Genomic DNA, 15,609 nt, shown 5'->3' with positions numbered 1-15,609 from the left:
GCCCCGGTCAGCCCTCCCGGGACCCGGCGTACATCTCGTCGAGCAGCTCCTTGTACTCCCGCTCGACGACGGGCCGCTTCAGCTTCAGGCTGGGCGTCAGCTCGCCGTGCTCCACGTCGAGGTCGCGCGGGAGCAGCTTGAACTTCTTGATGGTCTGCCAGCGCTGGAGCCCCTCGTTCAGCTCGCGCACATAGCCGTCGATGAGCCGGACCGTGGCGGGGTCGGCGACGACCTCGGCGTAGGACGTGCCCGCGAGCCCCTGCTCCTTGGCCCAGTCCATGATGGCCGCCTCGTCCAGGGCGATGAGCGCGGTGCAGAAGTTCCGGTTGGCGCCGTGCACCAGGATGTTCGACAGGTACGGGCAGACCGCCTTGAACTGGCCCTCGACCTCGGCGGGCGCGATGTACTTGCCGCCGGACGTCTTGATGAGGTCCTTCTTGCGGTCGGTGATCCGCAGGTAGCCGTCGACGGACAGCTCGCCGATGTCCCCGGTGTGGAACCAGCCGTCGCTCTCCAGCACCTCGGCCGTCTTCTCGGGCAGCCCGTGGTAGCCCTCCATGATGCCGGGGCCGCGCATCAGGATCTCGCCGTCGTCCGCGATCCGCACCTCGGTGCCGGGCAGCGGCTTGCCGACGGTGCCGGTGCGGTACGCCTCGCCGGGGTTGACGAAGGACGCGGCCGAGGACTCGGTGAGGCCGTAGCCCTCCAGGATGTGGACGCCCGCGCCGGCGAAGAAGTAGCCGATGTCGGGGGCGAGCGCGGCCGAGCCGGAGACGCAGGCCCGCAGCCGCCCGCCGAAGGCCTCCCGCAGCTTGCTGTAGACCAGCGCGTCGGCGACCTTGTGCTTCGAGGCGAGGGCGAAGGGCACCGAGGCGACGCCCGTGCGGCGGAAGTTGTCCTGGCTGACCTTGGCGTACTCGCGGGCGACGCCGACCGCCCACTGGAAGATCTTGAACTTGGCGTTGCCGCCCGCCCGCGCCTTGGCCGCGACCCCGTTGTAGACCTTCTCGAAGATGCGCGGCACCGCCGCCATGTAGGTCGGCTGGACGACCGGCAGATTCTCGATGATCTTGTCGACCCGGCCGTCGACCGCCGTCACGTGCCCGACCTCGATCTGGCCGCTGGTCAGCACCTTGCCGAAGACGTGGGCGAGCGGCAGCCACAGGTACTGCACGTCCTCGCTGGTGATCAGGCCGGTGGCGACGGTGGCCTTGGCCATGTACGACCAGTTGTCGTGCGGCAGCCGGACCCCCTTGGGGCGGCCGGTGGTGCCGGAGGTGTAGATGAGGGTGGCGAGCTGCTCCTTGCGGATCGCCGCGACCCGCTCCGTGACGACGTCCGGGTTCTTCTCCAGGTACGCGGCGCCGCGCGCCTCCAGGTCCTCCAGGGTCAGCAGCCAGCCGTCGGGGTCGGCCGCGTCGGGCTCGACGCCGGTCGGGTCGATCACCACGACATGGGCCAGCTCGGGCAGCTCGGCGCGGCGCTCGCGCGCCTTGGCCAGCTGCGCGGCGTCCTCGGCGACGAGCACCTTCGACTCGGAGTCCGCCAGGATGAACGCGGACTCCTCGGCGTTGGTCTGCGGGTAGACGGTGGTGGTCGCCGCTCCCGCGCACATGATGCCGAGGTCGGCGAGGATCCACTCGACCCGGGTCGAGGAGGCGAGCGCCACCCGCTCCTCGGGCCGCAGCCCCAGCTCGACCAGGCCGGCCGCGATGGCGTGGACCCGCTCGGCGGCCTGGACCCAGCTCAGCGACTTCCACTCCTCGGGGCCCGTCCCGGAGGGCGCGGGCACCGGGTAGCGGTAGGCCTCGGCATCCGGAGTGGCGGCCACGCGCTCCAGGAAGAGAGACGCCACGGAGGGCGGCCGGTTCTCGATCAGGGTCTGTGTGTCGCTCACGACGTCCTCCGGGGCCCGCGACTGTTGAAACGCGGCTTGTTTAACTGGCGAGTAACCATTGAGCAGTGATCAGGGTAAAGCGCACCGGCCCGGCGCGTAAGAGGCACCGGCCGTCAACTTCCACCGGCTCGCCCCACCGGCCCCGCCCCACACAGCACCCACACAAAAGCGGTGGGCCCGTCACGCCTGTGCGTGCCGGACCCACCGCTTCCGTCCTGCCGGCCGGCCGCTCCGCGCCTGATCAGCGCGGGCCCCGGGTCATTTCTTGGCCTTGCCGCCACCGCTGTCGTCGCTGGAGAGCACGGCGATGAAGGCTTCCTGCGGCACCTCGACGGAGCCGACCATCTTCATCCGCTTCTTGCCCTCCTTCTGCTTCTCCAGCAGCTTCCGCTTACGGGAGATGTCACCGCCGTAGCACTTGGCGAGGACGTCCTTGCGGATGGCGCGGATGGTCTCGCGGGCGATGACCCGCGAGCCGATCGCGGCCTGCACCGGCACCTCGAAGGCCTGGCGCGGGATGAGCTCGCGCAGCTTGGCGACGAGCCGCACACCGTACGCGTACGCCTGGTCCTTGTGCGTGACCGCGGAGAAGGCGTCGACCTTGTCGCCGTGGAGCAGGATGTCGACCTTGACCAGCTGCGCGGACTGCTCGCCGGTGGGCTCGTAGTCCAGCGAGGCGTACCCGCGCGTCTTGGACTTCAGCTGGTCGAAGAAGTCGAAGACGATCTCGGCCAGCGGCAGCGTGTAGCGGATCTCGACACGGTCCTCGGAGAGGTAGTCCATGCCGAGCAGCACCCCGCGCCGGTTCTGGCACAGCTCCATGATCGACCCGATGAACTCGCTCGGGGCGAGGATCGTGGCGCGCACGACGGGCTCGTACACCTCGTCGATCTTGCCCTCGGGGAACTCGCTCGGGTTGGTGACCGTGTGCTCGGCGCCGTCCTCCATGATCACGCGGTAGACCACGTTCGGAGCGGTGGCGATCAGGTCGAGCCCGAACTCGCGCTCCAGCCGCTCGCGGATCACGTCGAGGTGGAGCAGCCCGAGGAAGCCGACGCGGAAGCCGAAGCCGAGCGCGGCCGAGGTCTCCGGCTCGTAGACCAGCGCGGCGTCGTTCAGCTGGAGCTTGTCCAGGGCCTCGCGCAGGTCCGGGTACTCCGAACCGTCCAGCGGGTACAGGCCCGAGAACACCATCGGCTTCGGGTCCTTGTAGCCGCCCAGCGCCTCGGTCGCCCCCTTGTTCAAGGAGGTGATCGTGTCACCGACCTTGGACTGCCGGACGTCCTTCACGCCGGTGATGATGTAGCCGACCTCACCGACGCCGATGCCGTCGGCCGGGGTCATCTCCGGCGAGGAGACACCGATCTCCAGCAGCTCGTGCGTGGCGCCGGTCGACATCATCTTGATGCGCTCGCGCTTGTTGAGCTGGCCGTCCACGACACGGACGTAGGTGACGACACCGCGGTACGAGTCGTAGACCGAGTCGAAGATCATCGCGCGGGCCGGGGCGTCGGCGACGCCGACCGGCGGCGGGATCTCGGCGACGACCTTGTCGAGCAGCGCCTCGACGCCCATGCCGGTCTTCGCGGAGACCTTGAGCACGTCGTCCGGGTCGCAGCCGATGAGGTTGGCCAGCTCCTCGGAGAACTTCTCCGGCTGCGCCGCCGGCAGGTCGATCTTGTTGAGCACCGGGACGATCTTGAGGTCGTTCTCCATCGCCAGGTACAGGTTGGCGAGGGTCTGGGCCTCGATGCCCTGGGCGGCGTCGACGAGCAGGATGGTGCCCTCGCACGCGGCGAGCGAACGCGACACCTCGTACGTGAAGTCCACGTGGCCCGGAGTGTCGATCATGTTGAGGATGTGCGTACTGCCCTGGTCGGGGCCCTCGGTGGGGGCCCAGGGCAACCGCACCGCCTGGGACTTGATCGTGATGCCGCGCTCGCGCTCGATGTCCATCCGGTCGAGGTACTGAGCACGCATCTGCCGCTGCTCGACCACTCCGGTCAGCTGAAGCATCCGGTCGGCGAGCGTGGACTTGCCGTGGTCGATGTGCGCGATGATGCAGAAATTGCGGAGCAGCGCCGCGTCGGTACGGCTCGGCTCGGGCACATTGTTAGGGATCGCGGGCACGCAGGGTCCTGTCTCTTGAGGCGCCTTGTGCCTCGGGTCGGATCGATACGTAGCTTCCATGGTCCCACGGACGGGGTACCGGTACCGGTCTGGGCCGGTGGCGGGTGCGCACCGGGACCGGTTTGGGCCGGTGGGAGTACGGCTGATACCGTGGGCAGCTGTGTCTCATGCCCTCTAAGCCCGAGGCACGCACTCAGTGAAAATCATCGGTACGGGTCCTTCACCGGCCCCGTGCCTGAACCTGCAAAGGCTCATTTCGTGGCGAACATCAAGTCCCAGATCAAGCGGATCAAGACCAACGAGAAGGCCCGGCTGCGCAACAAGTCGGTCAAGTCCTCCCTCAAGACCGCGATCCGCAAGGCCCGCGAGGCCGCTGCCGCGGGTGACGTCGAGAAGGCCACCGAGTACCAGCGCGCTGCCGCGCGTGAGCTCGACAAGGCCGTCTCGAAGGGCGTCATCCACAAGAACCAGGCCGCCAACAAGAAGTCGGCGCTTGCTTCCAAGGTTGCCGCTCTCTGAGCTTGACCTCATCTCTGCCCGGACTCGCGTCCGGGAACTGATCTGACGCCGGAAGGACCCGGGCGGGCCCTCTCTCATCCGCCCCCGACCGGCACCCCGAGCCCGCACGCGACTGCGTTCGCCACGCGGGTGTGGGCTCACCACCCGCTTGAACCGAAAGCCCCGCGCTGATCTTCAGCACGGGGCTTTCGGCGCTCCCGGTTCCGGGGGGGGCGGGTCCCGGCGGGGGCGGGGTCCGGTGGGGGTGGGGCCGGGCCTGGCTGGCCCGGGGTCCGGAGATGGGGGCGGGCCTGGCGGGGCCGGGGACCGGGGGCGGGCCTGGCGGGGCCGGGTGCTCAGCTCTGGCCCCGTGACCGCGCGGCCCGCGCGATCGTGACCACGGCCTTCTCCAACGCGTACTCCGGGTCGTCACCGCCGCCCTTCACCCCCGCGTCGGCCTCGGCCACGGCCCGCAGCGCCACGGAGACCCCGTCCGGGGTCCACCCGCGCATCTGCTGCCGCACCCGGTCGATCTTCCACGGCGGCATCCCGAGCTCCCGCGCCAGATCCGCGGGCCGCCCGCCGCGCGCGGACGACAGCTTGCCGATCGCCCGCACGCCCTGCGCCAGCGCGCTGGTGATCAGCACCGGCGCGACCCCGGTCGACAACGACCACCGCAACGCCTCCAGCGCCTCCGCGGCCCGTCCCTCCACCGCCCGGTCCGCCACGGTGAAGCTGGACGCCTCGGCCCGACCCGTGTAGTACCGCCCGACGACCGCTTCGTCGATCGTGCCCTCGATGTCGGCGGTCAGCTGCGTCACGGCCGAGGCCAGCTCCCGCAGATCACTGCCGATCGAGTCGACGAGCGCCTGGCAGGCCTCGGGGGTCGCGGACCGACCGAGCGTACGGAACTCCCCGCGCACGAACGCCAGCCGGTCCGCCGGCTTGGTCATCTTCGGGCAGGCGACCTCCCGGGCACCGGCCTTGCGGGCCGCGTCGAGCAGCCCCTTGCCCTTGGCGCCCCCGGCGTGCAGCAACACCAGGGTGATCTCCTCGACCGGCGAGCCGAGATACGCCTTGACGTCCTTGACGCTGTCCGCCGACAGGTCCTGCGCGTTACGCACCACGACCACCTTGCGCTCCGCGAACAGCGACGGGCTCGTCAGCTCCGCGAGCGTGCCGGGCTGCAACTGGTCGGAGCTGAGATCGCGCACGTCGGTGTCGGCGTCCGCGGCACGGGCCGCCACCACCACCTCCCGCACCGCACGGTCGAGCAGCAGATCCTCCTGGCCCACCGCGAGGGTGACAGGGGCGAGGGGATCGTCGTTTGCAGTCTTCCTGGCCATCGCGCCAAGCATCCCACGCCCCACTGACACCCGGCCCATGCACCGACCCGGGCTCCCCTGCTACCCGGCCCCCGGGTACAGAGCGGGCGGCGCCTCCGCGCGGGCTCGTCTCAAGGCTCCTCGCGCCAGCCGTCCCAGCCCGCCGCGAACTCGTCCAGCGCTCCCGCGTCCAGCCGGCCCTCCGAGTCCTCGACCACCACCAGCCACTGCGCGTCCTCGGCATCGTCCTCACCGGCCAGCGCGTCCCGTACGAGCTGCGGCTCCTCGGTCACACCGAAGCGCTCCCCCAGCGCCTCGGCCGCCTCCTCCGCCGCGTCTCGGTCGGGCAGCACCAGTACGTGTCTCACATCGCTCACACCCCCATTTTCCGGCACGCACCACCGCCCCGAACCCACCGGGGTGGCCCCCGATCGGCCAACCAACCGGCCACCGGCCACCGGCCACCGGCCACCGGCCACCGGCCACCGGCCACCGGCCACCGGCCACCGGCTACCGGCCAGACCCAACCCCCGTCACCCCGCCCGGCGCACCACCCCCAGCCCCTCTTGCGCGGCCCCGCCCCGCCCCACCACCGCGACCGCCCCGTCCCGGTCCGTCCGCAGGACCGTCGTGCCCTGTTCCCGCAGCGCCCGCATCAGCCGTGGTGCCGGATGCCCGTACGGGTTGTCCGCCCCGCAACTGATCAGCGCCAGCCGGGGCGCGACCCGCCGCAGCAGCTCCGGGTCCTGGTACGCCGAGCCGTGGTGCGCGACCTTGAGGACGTCGACCCGGGGCAGGCGGGCCCCGTCGCCGGTTCTCAACAGGGCGCGCTGCGCCGCCGGTTCGAGGTCCCCGGGCAGCAACATGGTCAGCCCGGCGGTGCGTACCAGCAGCGTGACACTCGCGTCGTTCGGCCCGTCCGGCACGGACAACGGCCGCGGCGGCCACAGCACCTCCCACGTCAACGGCCCGGTCCTGCGCCGCTCACCCGCCGCCGCCGCGACCACCGGCACACCCCGCTCCCCGGCGAGCCGCCGGACGAACGCCGCCTGCTCCACCGGCTCCCCCAGCCCCGTCGTCTCGATCACCCCCACCGACCGCCCCCGCAACACCCCGGCGAGTCCCGCCACATGGTCCGCATGGAAGTGCGTGAGCAGCAGCAGCGGCACCTTCGTGATGCCGAGCGAGCGCAGACACCGGTCCACCAGCAGCGGATCGGGGCCCGCGTCCACCACCACGCCCGCCCCCGGCCCCGCCGCGAGCACCAGGGCATCGCCCTGCCCCACGTCGCACATGACCAGCCGCCAGCCCGGCGGCGGCCAGCCCGTGACGACGCGGGTGACCGGCGGAGGCTGCACCACCACCAGGAACAGCGCGAGCAGAAACGCCCCCACCGCCCAGGGCGACCTCAGCACCCGCCGCCCCACCAGCACGGCCACCACCGTGCCGGCCGCGAGCAGCACGGCGCCGCGCCAGTCCCCCGGCCAGTCCACCCCGCTGCCGGGCAACGCGGCCCCGGCCCGCGCGATGTCCGCGATCCAGCCCGCGGGCCACCCGGCGCACCAGGCGAAGAACTCGGCCACCGGCATCGCCACCGGCGCCGCCCCGAGCGCGGCGAACCCGAGCACCGTCGCCGGTGCGACGGCGAACTCCGCGAGCAGATTGCACGGCACCGCCACCAGACTGACCCGGGCCGCCAGGACCGCGACCACCGGCGCGCACACCGCCTGCGCCGCCGCCGCGGCCCCCAGCGCCTCGGCGGCCCGCGCCGGCACCCCGCGCCGCCGCAGCCCCGCGCTCCACCGCGGAGCCAGCGTCAACAGCGCCCCGGTGGCCAGCACCGACAGCAGGAACCCGTAACTCCGCGCCAGCCACGGGTCGTACAGGACCAGCAGCAACACGGCCGTGGCCAGCGCCGGGAGCAGGGACCTCCGGCGCCCCGTGGCGATGGCGACCAAGGTGATCGCCCCGCACGACGCCGCCCGCAGCACGCTCGGCTCGGGCCGGCACACCACGACGAACCCCAGCGTGAGCACCCCGCCCAGCAACGCCGTCGTCCGCAGCGACAACCCGACCCGCGGCGCGAGCCCCCGCCGCTCCACCAGGTGCGCCGAACCCGGCGGGCCGGTCAGCAGAGCGAGCAAGATCGTGAAATTCGCCCCGCTGACAGCCATCAAATGAAGCAGATCCGTCGCCTCGAACGCCGCGTGCAGCTCCGGCGTGACCCGCGCCGTGTCCCCCACCACCAGCCCCGGCAGCAACGCCCGGGCGTCGGCGGGCAGCCCGTCCGTCGCCGCGCGCAGCCCGGCCCGCAGCGACCCGGCCAGGCGCTGCGGCCCGCTCGGTCCGGCCACCACGCGTGGCGGCTCGCCCCGCTCGGCGCGCAGCACCGCGGCGATCCGGTCGCCCTCGCGCAGGGGTGGCGCGAGCCCGCCGCTGACCTGGAGCCTGGTCGACGGCAGCACGGAGAGCCAGGGGCTGCCGCGCGCCTCGACGATGATCAGGACCGGTGTGCGGGTCCGCGACGCCGTGCCGTCCGGCGCCGTCACCCGCACGATGTCCGCGTCGACGACCACGGCCTCCGGCGCCGCCCGGTCCCCCATGACCCGGGGCCGGGTGCGCCGCGGATCGGAGGTGACCTCCACCTCGGCGGTCACCCGCGCATGCTGCGCGGCGAGCCCCGGCACCGGCCCCCTGCACAGATCCGCCCCGTGGAACCCCGCGGAGGCCGCGGCCGCGGCGACACAGAGCAGCAGCACGGCCCCGGACGGGCCGCGCCAGGACGGCACCGGCCGCACCGAGCCGCCCCGCGGCGCCCCTTCTCCTCCCGCCCCTCGCCGACCTGTACTCCGCCGGCCCGTCCTACGACGTCCAGTCGCGTTTCCAAGCGCCCATCCAGTCGCGCTTCCAGTCGCCCTTCCCATCGCGCCGCACTCTGTCCCACGCCGCTCCGGCCCGCCCCGACCTGCTCGTCCCGCGGCCAGCAAGGCACAGCCGACGAGCAAGCAGACCGCCACGACGGCCGTCACCCAGCCCGGCGACGCCGTCAACGTCACCGCCGCCGTCAGCCATGCCGCGAGCGCCGGCGGCACCAATCTCAGGTCCAGCGGCTCCTCTCGCCGAGGGTCCGCGTCGCCGGGCCGCCGCGGCCCGGCGGACAACCCGGCGGACAACCCGGCGGACAACCCGGCGGACAACGGGGGCGGAGGGAGGTGCCCTTCGCCGCGCTGTTCGGCGCCACGCTCACCACCCTGTTCGTCGACCCGTGCAGCGACCCGCGCGTCGGGCCTTGCTACGGCCCGTTCGGCGGCCCGTACAGCGGCTCGCCTGTCGGCCCGTCCAGCGGCCCTTCCGTCGGCCCGTACAGCCGCCTGTGCAGCAGCCCGTCCGTCAGCCCGTACACCGGCCCCTCCGTCAGCCCGTACAACCGCCTGTGCAGCAGCCCGTCCGTCACCCCGTACACCGGCCCCTCCGTCAGCCCGTACAACCGCCTGCCCATCGGCCCGTCCGTCACCCCGTACACCGGCCCCTCCGTCGGCCCGTACAACCGCCTGCCCATCGGCCCGTACAACCGCCTGTGCAGCAGCCCGTTCGGCGGCCCGTGGGCCGGTCACGGTCGCACCAGGTTCCGCAGGTCCTCGAAGCGGCGGTCCCCGATGCCGTTGACCTCGCGCAGCTCGTCGACGGAGCGGAAGCCGCCATGTTCCGTGCGGTAGTCGATGATGTGCTGGGCCAGCACGGGTCCGACGCCGGGCAGGGTGTCGAGCTGGTCGACCGTGGCCGTGCTGAGGCCGACCGGGGCCGCGGGACCGGCCCCGGCGGAAGCGCCCGGCGCCAGGGCTGCCGGGCCGGCAGGACCCGCGGGGCCCGCCGGAGCCGTGGCCTGCGCACCGACCAGGACCTGCTCGCCGTCGACCAGGAGCCGCGCCCGGTTCAGCCCAGCGGTGTCCGTGCCCGGGCGGACCCCGCCGGCCGCCCGGAGCGCGTCCGCGACCCGGGCCCCCGCGGGCAACCGCTGCACCCCGGGCCTGCGCACCTTTCCGCCGACGTCCACGACGACGCCGGCGCCGCCCGACGCCGCGGGTCCTGGACCTGCCGGGGCTGCGGCGACGGGCGGTGACTCCACCGACTCCGGTGCGGCGGCGCGCACCGTCTCCGGAGCCCGCACCGGCTGGGTGCGGCCCGTCCAGAAGTGCTGGACCGCGAAGAGCGCGGCCACGCCGAGGACGACGACCAGGGCCAGGGCCCCGCGCCGTTCGATCCCGCACCGCGTCTGCACCCACACCGGCAGCCGGTCCCGCACGGCCGGCCCGACCCGCTCCCGCCAGGGCGCAACCGGCTCAAACTCCAGCTCCGGCCCCGAGCTCAGCCCATGCTCCGGCTCCAACTCCGGCCCCGGGCCCAGCCCGTGCCCCGGCTCCAGCCCCGGCCTCGATCCCGGCCCATGCGCGGGCCCAGACTCCCCCTCAGGCGCGAGCGAAGACTTACGTACGGACGCCGACCGCGATGCAGGCGGACCTGGCCAGGACCCGGCCGGACCAGACCCGGCCGGTGGTGCCTCCGGCCCGGACCCGAGTGAACCCGCCCCGGGCCCGAGTGACCCCGGCCCCGACCCGGGCGGCACCCCCGGCGGCGGCGCGAACAGCGCCTCCGCCCGCAACCGCGTCCGCTCCCCCGCGAGGTACCTGCGTCGCGCACGCCGCCGCACGACGTACCGCCGCCTGGCGCGGCTGTCGGATGCGGGGTCGCGCCCCGGCCCGCTGGATGCCCCGGTCGATCGGGGCTGTGATCGAAGTGCCATGCCACGAGACGGTAGGCACTCCGCGAAGGCCCGGTGGATCTTGGTCAAAAACCGGGGAGAACCCACCAGTTGTGGATAACTCCGTCACCCCGACCGGCCCACGCCGAGCCACGCCGAGCCACGCGACGCCCTACTCCCGAGGCGACACCACCGCCCCCACCAACCCCGGCCCGGTATGCGCCCCGATCACCGCCCCAACCTCGCTGACGTGCAGCTCCCCGAGGTTCGGCACGTGCCCCCGCAACCAGCCGGACAGCGCCTCCGCCCGCTCCGGGGCCGCGAGATGATGCACGGCGATGTCGACCCGCCCGCTGCCCGCGCGCTCGGCGACGATCTCCTGCAACCGGGCGATGGCCCGGGAGGCCGTACGGACCTTCTCCCGCAGCTCGATCCGGCCGCCGTCCAGTTGCAGGAGCGGTTTCACGGCGAGCGCGGAGCCGAACAGGGCCTGCGCCGCCCCGATCCGCCCGCCGCGGCGCAGATAGTCCAGCGTGTCGACGTAGAAATAGGCGGAGGTGCCCGCGGCCCGCTTCTCCGCCGCCATCACCGCCTCGTCGACGCTGCCACCGGCGTCGACCACCTCCGCCGCGGCGAGCGCGCAGAAGCCGAGGGCCATGGCCACCATGCCGGTGTCCACGACGCGCACCGGGACCGGTGCCTGGCGCGCGGCCAGCACGGCGGCGTCGTACGTACCGGAGAACTCGGCGGACAGGTGCAGCGAGACGATGTCGGTGGCGCCCAACTCGGCGACCTTGCGGTAGGTCTCCGCGAAGAGTTCGGGGCTGGGTCTCGACGTCGTGACCGAGCGGCGCTTGCGCAGCGCCTCCGCGACCGAACGGGCGGAGATCTCCGTGCCCTCCTCCAGCGCCCGGTCGCCCAGGACCACGGTCAGCGGCACCGCCGTGATGGTGTGGTCCTCCATCGTCCGCTGCGGCAGGTAGGCCGTTGAATCGGTGACGATCGCGACATGGCGGGACATGCACCGGAGGTTACCCGCCGGGGCCGGTCGGCGGCAGTCCGGCCCCCGACGACCGGCTCGCGCCTACGCGTGCGCGCGCGATCACGGCGCGCCCGCAGGTACGCACGGGCTCAAGTCGTGCTCTCGGGCCGGGGTTTCTTCTGCCACGGATACACCGGTCGTACACCAGGCTGCGTGATCGCGGGCCGCACGGCCTCCTGCCCCGCGCCCGCACCCGTACCCCCGGCGCCTCGCGACGGGGAGCGCGGCGGGGCGGCCGGCGTCGCGTCCGGCGGCGGCGTCGTCGTCGTCGTCGGCGTCGTCGTCGTCGTCGTCGTCCAGTGCCGCAGCGCACCGGCCTCCAGGTCGATCTGGGCGCTCAGCGAGTCGAGGTCGTCGCCCGCGAAGCGGCCCGCCCGGTCCCGCGCCGCGTGCCGCAGGGCGTCGGCGGAGGCCGTGATCTGCTCCGTACGCGCCTTCATCTCCGGCAGGAGCCTGCGCACGTGCGCCTTGTCGGGCTCGCTCTCCAGCCGCTTCAGCTCGCCGTCCAGCTCGTGGCCGTGCGCGCTCAGGCGCTCGAAGAGGCCGAGGGACTCCTTGAGCGTGGTGTCCTCGGCGACGCGTGCGTGCAGGGAGTCCTGGGTGGCCCGCATGGAGGTGCGCAGCTTCAGCCGCAGCTGGGCCAGCTCGCTTGCCACGCCGGGCGGCGCGAACGTCCTCGCCCGCAGTGTGGTGTCCTCCACCGCGCGCCGGGCCTGGCCGACCGTGCGGTCCACCCCGCGCTTGGCCGCGCCGACCACCTTCACCGTCGCGTACGCGCCGAGCGCCACGAACAGGATGAAGATCAGCGCCACGATCACCAGCACAGCTTCCACGGCGCTCCTCCGATTCGTCCGACTGCCCGTCGTCTCCGTCCGACTGCCCGTCGTCCCCGCCCGACCGGCCGTCGTCCCGCTTCTCCACCGTAAACGGAGCGGGCAGGCCGAGGGTTCCAGCACGACCCCCAACCTGCCCGTAGGGAACAACCCCGAGTGCGCTACGCGGGCACGATGTTCACCAGCTTCGGCGCCCGCACGATGACCTTGCGGATGCCGGCGCCGTCCAGTGCCGCGACGACCTTCTCGTCGGCCAGGGCCACCTTCTCCAGCTCCTCGTCCGTGATCGACGGGGAGACCTCCAGGCGGGCCTTGACCTTGCCCTTGATCTGGACGACGCAGGTCACGGCCTCGTCGACGACGTGAGCCGGGTCGGCGACCGGGAAGTCCTGGTGGACGACCGAGTCGGAGCGGCCCAGCTTGCGCCACAGCTCCTCGGCGACGTGCGGGGCCAGCGGCGCGACCAGCAGCACCAGACGCTCGGCGACGGACCGGGGCAGCGCGCTGCCCGCGTACGTCTTGACCAGGTGGTTGTTGAGCTCGGTGACCTTGGCGATGGCGGTGTTGCAGCGCATGCCCTCCAGGTCGCCTCGGACGCCGTCGATCGCCTTGTGCAGGGCGCGCAGCGTGGCGGGGTCGATCTCCGCCTCGGCCACGTCGGCGACGGTGACCTCGCCGGTCGCCTCGTCGACGATGTTGCGCCACAGGCGCTGCAGCAGGCGGAACTGGCCGACCACCGCGCGCGTGTCCCACGGCCGCGAGACGTCCAGGGGGCCCATCGCCATCTCGTACAGGCGCAGCGTGTCCGCGCCGTACTCGGCGCAGATCTCGTCCGGCGTGACCGCGTTCTTCAGGGACTTGCCCATCTTGCCCAGCAGCCGCGTGACCTTCTCGCCCTCGTAGAAGTAGGCGCCGTCGCGCTCCTCCACCTCGGCGGCCGGGACGGCGATGCCGCGCGCGTCCCGGTAGACGTAGGCCTGGATCATGCCCTGGTTGAACAGCTTGTGGAACGGTTCGGCCGAGGAGATGTGGCCCAGGTCGAAGAGGACCTTCGACCAGAAGCGGGCGTACAGCAGGTGCAGCACGGCGTGCTCGGCGCCGCCCACATACAGGTCGACGCCGCCGGTGGGCATCCCCTCACGGGGACCCATCCAGTACTGCTCGACGTCCGGGTCGACCAGCTTCTCGTCGTTGTGCGGGTCCAGGTAGCGCAGCTCGTACCAGCAGGAGCCGGCCCAGTTGGGCATGGTGTTGGTCTCGCGGCGGTACTTCTGCGGGCCGCGGCCGTCGCCCAGGTCCAGGGTGACGTGCACCCACTCGTCGTTGCGCGACAGCGGCGTCTCGGGCTGCGTGTCGGCGTCGTCCGGGTCGAACGTGCGGGGGCTGTAGTCCTCGACCTCGGGCAGCTCCAGCGGCAGCATCGACTCGGGCAGCGCGTGGGCGACGCCGTCCTCGTCGTAGACGATCGGGAAGGGCTCGCCCCAGTAGCGCTGGCGGCTGAACAGCCAGTCGCGCAGCCGGAAGTTGACGGTGCCGTGGCCGATGCCCTCGCGCTCCAGCCACTCGGTCATCCGTGCCTTGGCGTCGGCGACCCCGAGGCCGTCCAGGGTGATGTCGGTGCCGGTGGAGTTGGTCAGCTGCGCCTCGGCCGCGACGAACGCGTCGTCCCACGTGGTGGGGTCCGTGCCGCGGTCGTCGGAGGGCTGGACGACGCAGCGCATGGGCAGCTCGAAGGCGCGCGCGAAGGCGAAGTCACGCGCGTCGTGCGCGGGGACGGCCATGATCGCGCCGGTGCCGTAGCCCATCAGGACGTAGTCGGCGATGAAGACCGGGACCTGCTCGCCGCTGACCGGGTTGATCGCGTACGTGCCGGTGAAGACGCCGGTCTTGTCCTTGGCCTCGGCCTGGCGCTCGACGTCCGACTTGGAGGCGGCCTGCTTGCGGTAGGCGGCGACGGCCTCGGCGGGCGTCGCGTGGCCGCCCGTCCACACCGCGTGGGTGTCCTCGGGCCAGGCGGCCGGGACGATTCGGTCCACCAGGTCGTGCTCGGGCGCCAGCACCATGTAGGTGGCGCCGAACAGGGTGTCCTGGCGGGTCGAGAAGACGGTGATCGCCTCGGTTCCGTCACCGGAGCCGGTGGGGACCGCGAAGTCGATGCGGGCGCCCACGGAGCGGCCGATCCAGTTGCGCTGCTGCAGCTTGATCGCCTCGGGCCAGTCCAGGCCGTCCAGGTCGTCCAGCAGCCGGTCGGCGTAGGCGGTGATGCGCATGTTCCACTGGCGCAGCTTCGCCTTGAAGACGGGGAAGTTGCCGCGCTCGGAGCGGCCGTCGGCGGTGACCTCCTCGTTGGCCAGGACGGTGCCCAGGCCCGGCGCCCAGTTGACCGGCGCGTCGGAGGCGTACGCCAGGCGGTAGCGGCTCAGGACGTCGGCCTGCTCCGGCTTGCTCAGCTGGGCCCAGGAGCGGCCGCCCTCGACGGCGCGCTCACCGTTCTCGAACTGCTTGACCAGCTCGGCGATCGGGCGGGCCTTCTTCAGGTCGTCGTCGTACCAGGAGTTGAAGATCTGCAGGAAGATCCACTGCGTCCACTTGTAGTACTCCGGGTCGATCGTGGCGAACGACCGGCGCTTGTCGTGGCCCAGGCCCAGGCGGCGCAGCTGCGCCTTCATGTTCTCCATGTTGGCCTCGGTCGACGCGCGCGGGTGGGTGCCCGTCTGCACGGCGTACTGCTCGGCCGGCAGGCCGAACGCGTCGAAGCCCAGGGTGTGCAGCACGTTGTGCCCGGTCATGCGCTGGAAGCGGGCGAAGACGTCCGTGGCGATGTAGCCCAGCGGGTGACCGACGTGCAGGCCCGCACCCGACGGGTAGGGGAACATGTCCATGACGAACTTCTTGGGCCGGGCGGCGACCTCCGGGTCGCCCGCCAGGTCACCGCTCGGATTGGGCGCCTCGTACGTGCCGTGGGCGTCCCAGAAGTCCTGCCAGCGTGCCTCGATGTCGGCGGCCATGGTCGCCGTGTAGCGGTGCGGTGCGACCGCCGCCTCGGTAGCGGCGGCGGTATTCGTCTCGCTCATGATCCTCAAAGCTCCATCGATCGTCTCTGCCGGCGGCCCGTGCCCGGAAAT

At 72.6% G+C, this 15,609-nt stretch carries 11 protein-coding genes; 1 reads left to right on the top strand and 10 read right to left on the bottom strand.

Annotated features, from left to right (window positions below; genetic code table 11):
* Positions 1 to 7 precede the first annotated feature (7 nt).
* Entirely contained in the window at positions 8 to 1,897 is a 1,890-nt protein-coding gene (locus ACIBW6_RS13850; protein ID WP_399059492.1) for an AMP-dependent synthetase/ligase, read from the bottom strand.
* 258 nt (positions 1,898 to 2,155) lie between these two features.
* Positions 2,156 to 4,027 carry a translation elongation factor 4 gene (lepA, locus tag ACIBW6_RS13845; protein WP_399059491.1) on the bottom strand — a complete coding sequence of 624 codons (1,872 nt, stop codon included), beginning with the start codon at positions 4,025 to 4,027 and terminating at the stop codon, positions 2,156 to 2,158.
* 258 nt (positions 4,028 to 4,285) lie between these two features.
* Between lepA and rpsT the strand changes: the two genes are divergently transcribed.
* The gene (gene rpsT / locus ACIBW6_RS13840; protein ID WP_399059490.1) at positions 4,286 to 4,546 is read left to right on the top strand and encodes a 30S ribosomal protein S20; all 261 of its coding nucleotides are present in this window, start codon (positions 4,286 to 4,288) and stop codon (positions 4,544 to 4,546) included.
* Positions 4,547 to 4,881: 335 nt separating this feature from the next.
* On the opposite strand, the gene holA is transcribed toward rpsT, so the two are convergent.
* The 8 genes from holA to leuS all read right to left on the bottom strand — a co-directional run bounded on the left by holA (position 4,882) and on the right by leuS (position 15,558).
* Positions 4,882 to 5,871: a DNA polymerase III subunit delta gene (holA, locus tag ACIBW6_RS13835; RefSeq protein WP_399059489.1), complete on the bottom strand. Its 990-nt coding sequence runs from the start codon at positions 5,869 to 5,871 to the stop codon at positions 4,882 to 4,884.
* A 110-nt stretch (positions 5,872 to 5,981) separates the two neighbouring features.
* Positions 5,982 to 6,227 carry a hypothetical protein gene (locus ACIBW6_RS13830; RefSeq protein WP_399059488.1) on the bottom strand — a complete coding sequence of 82 codons (246 nt, stop codon included), beginning with the start codon at positions 6,225 to 6,227 and terminating at the stop codon, positions 5,982 to 5,984.
* Between the two features lie 156 nt (positions 6,228 to 6,383).
* A complete protein-coding gene (locus tag ACIBW6_RS13825; RefSeq protein ID WP_399059487.1) occupies positions 6,384 to 9,047 on the bottom strand; it encodes a ComEC/Rec2 family competence protein in 2,664 nt (887 codons plus the stop codon).
* A 95-nt stretch (positions 9,048 to 9,142) separates the two neighbouring features.
* Positions 9,143 to 9,373, bottom strand: a complete 231-nt coding sequence (locus ACIBW6_RS13820; protein ID WP_399059486.1) for a hypothetical protein — start codon at positions 9,371 to 9,373, stop codon at positions 9,143 to 9,145.
* Between the two features lie 87 nt (positions 9,374 to 9,460).
* Positions 9,461 to 10,153, bottom strand: coding sequence for a ComEA family DNA-binding protein (locus ACIBW6_RS13815; RefSeq protein WP_399059485.1), 693 nt, complete (start codon positions 10,151 to 10,153; stop codon positions 9,461 to 9,463).
* A gap of 628 nt (positions 10,154 to 10,781) precedes the next feature.
* Positions 10,782 to 11,630, bottom strand: coding sequence for a DegV family protein (locus ACIBW6_RS13810; RefSeq protein WP_399059484.1), 849 nt, complete (start codon positions 11,628 to 11,630; stop codon positions 10,782 to 10,784).
* Positions 11,631 to 11,740: 110 nt separating this feature from the next.
* A complete protein-coding gene (locus ACIBW6_RS13805; protein ID WP_399059700.1) occupies positions 11,741 to 12,475 on the bottom strand; it encodes a hypothetical protein in 735 nt (244 codons plus the stop codon).
* Positions 12,476 to 12,645: 170 nt separating this feature from the next.
* Positions 12,646 to 15,558 (bottom strand): leucine--tRNA ligase, encoded by a 2,913-nt coding sequence (gene leuS, locus ACIBW6_RS13800; RefSeq protein WP_399059483.1) that lies wholly within the window; start codon positions 15,556 to 15,558, stop codon positions 12,646 to 12,648.
* Between the last annotated feature and the right edge of the window lie 51 nt (positions 15,559 to 15,609).

It is taken from the genome of Streptomyces sp. NPDC049813 (assembly GCF_044465085.1).
Taxonomy (GTDB): domain Bacteria; phylum Actinomycetota; class Actinomycetes; order Streptomycetales; family Streptomycetaceae; genus Streptomyces.
Note: the sequence above shows the minus strand (reverse complement) of the source record. Positions and strands in the feature narration are given on the sequence as shown.

Excerpts from the sequence above, each read along its gene's own strand:
- holA (WP_399059489.1), bottom strand. The coding sequence starts at position 5,871 with ATGGCCAGGAAGACTGCAAACGACGATCCCCTCGCCCCTGTCACCCTC.
- ACIBW6_RS13810 (WP_399059484.1), bottom strand. The coding sequence starts at position 11,630 with ATGTCCCGCCATGTCGCGATCGTCACCGATTCAACGGCCTACCTGCCG.
- leuS (WP_399059483.1), bottom strand. The coding sequence starts at position 15,558 with ATGAGCGAGACGAATACCGCCGCCGCTACCGAGGCGGCGGTCGCACCG.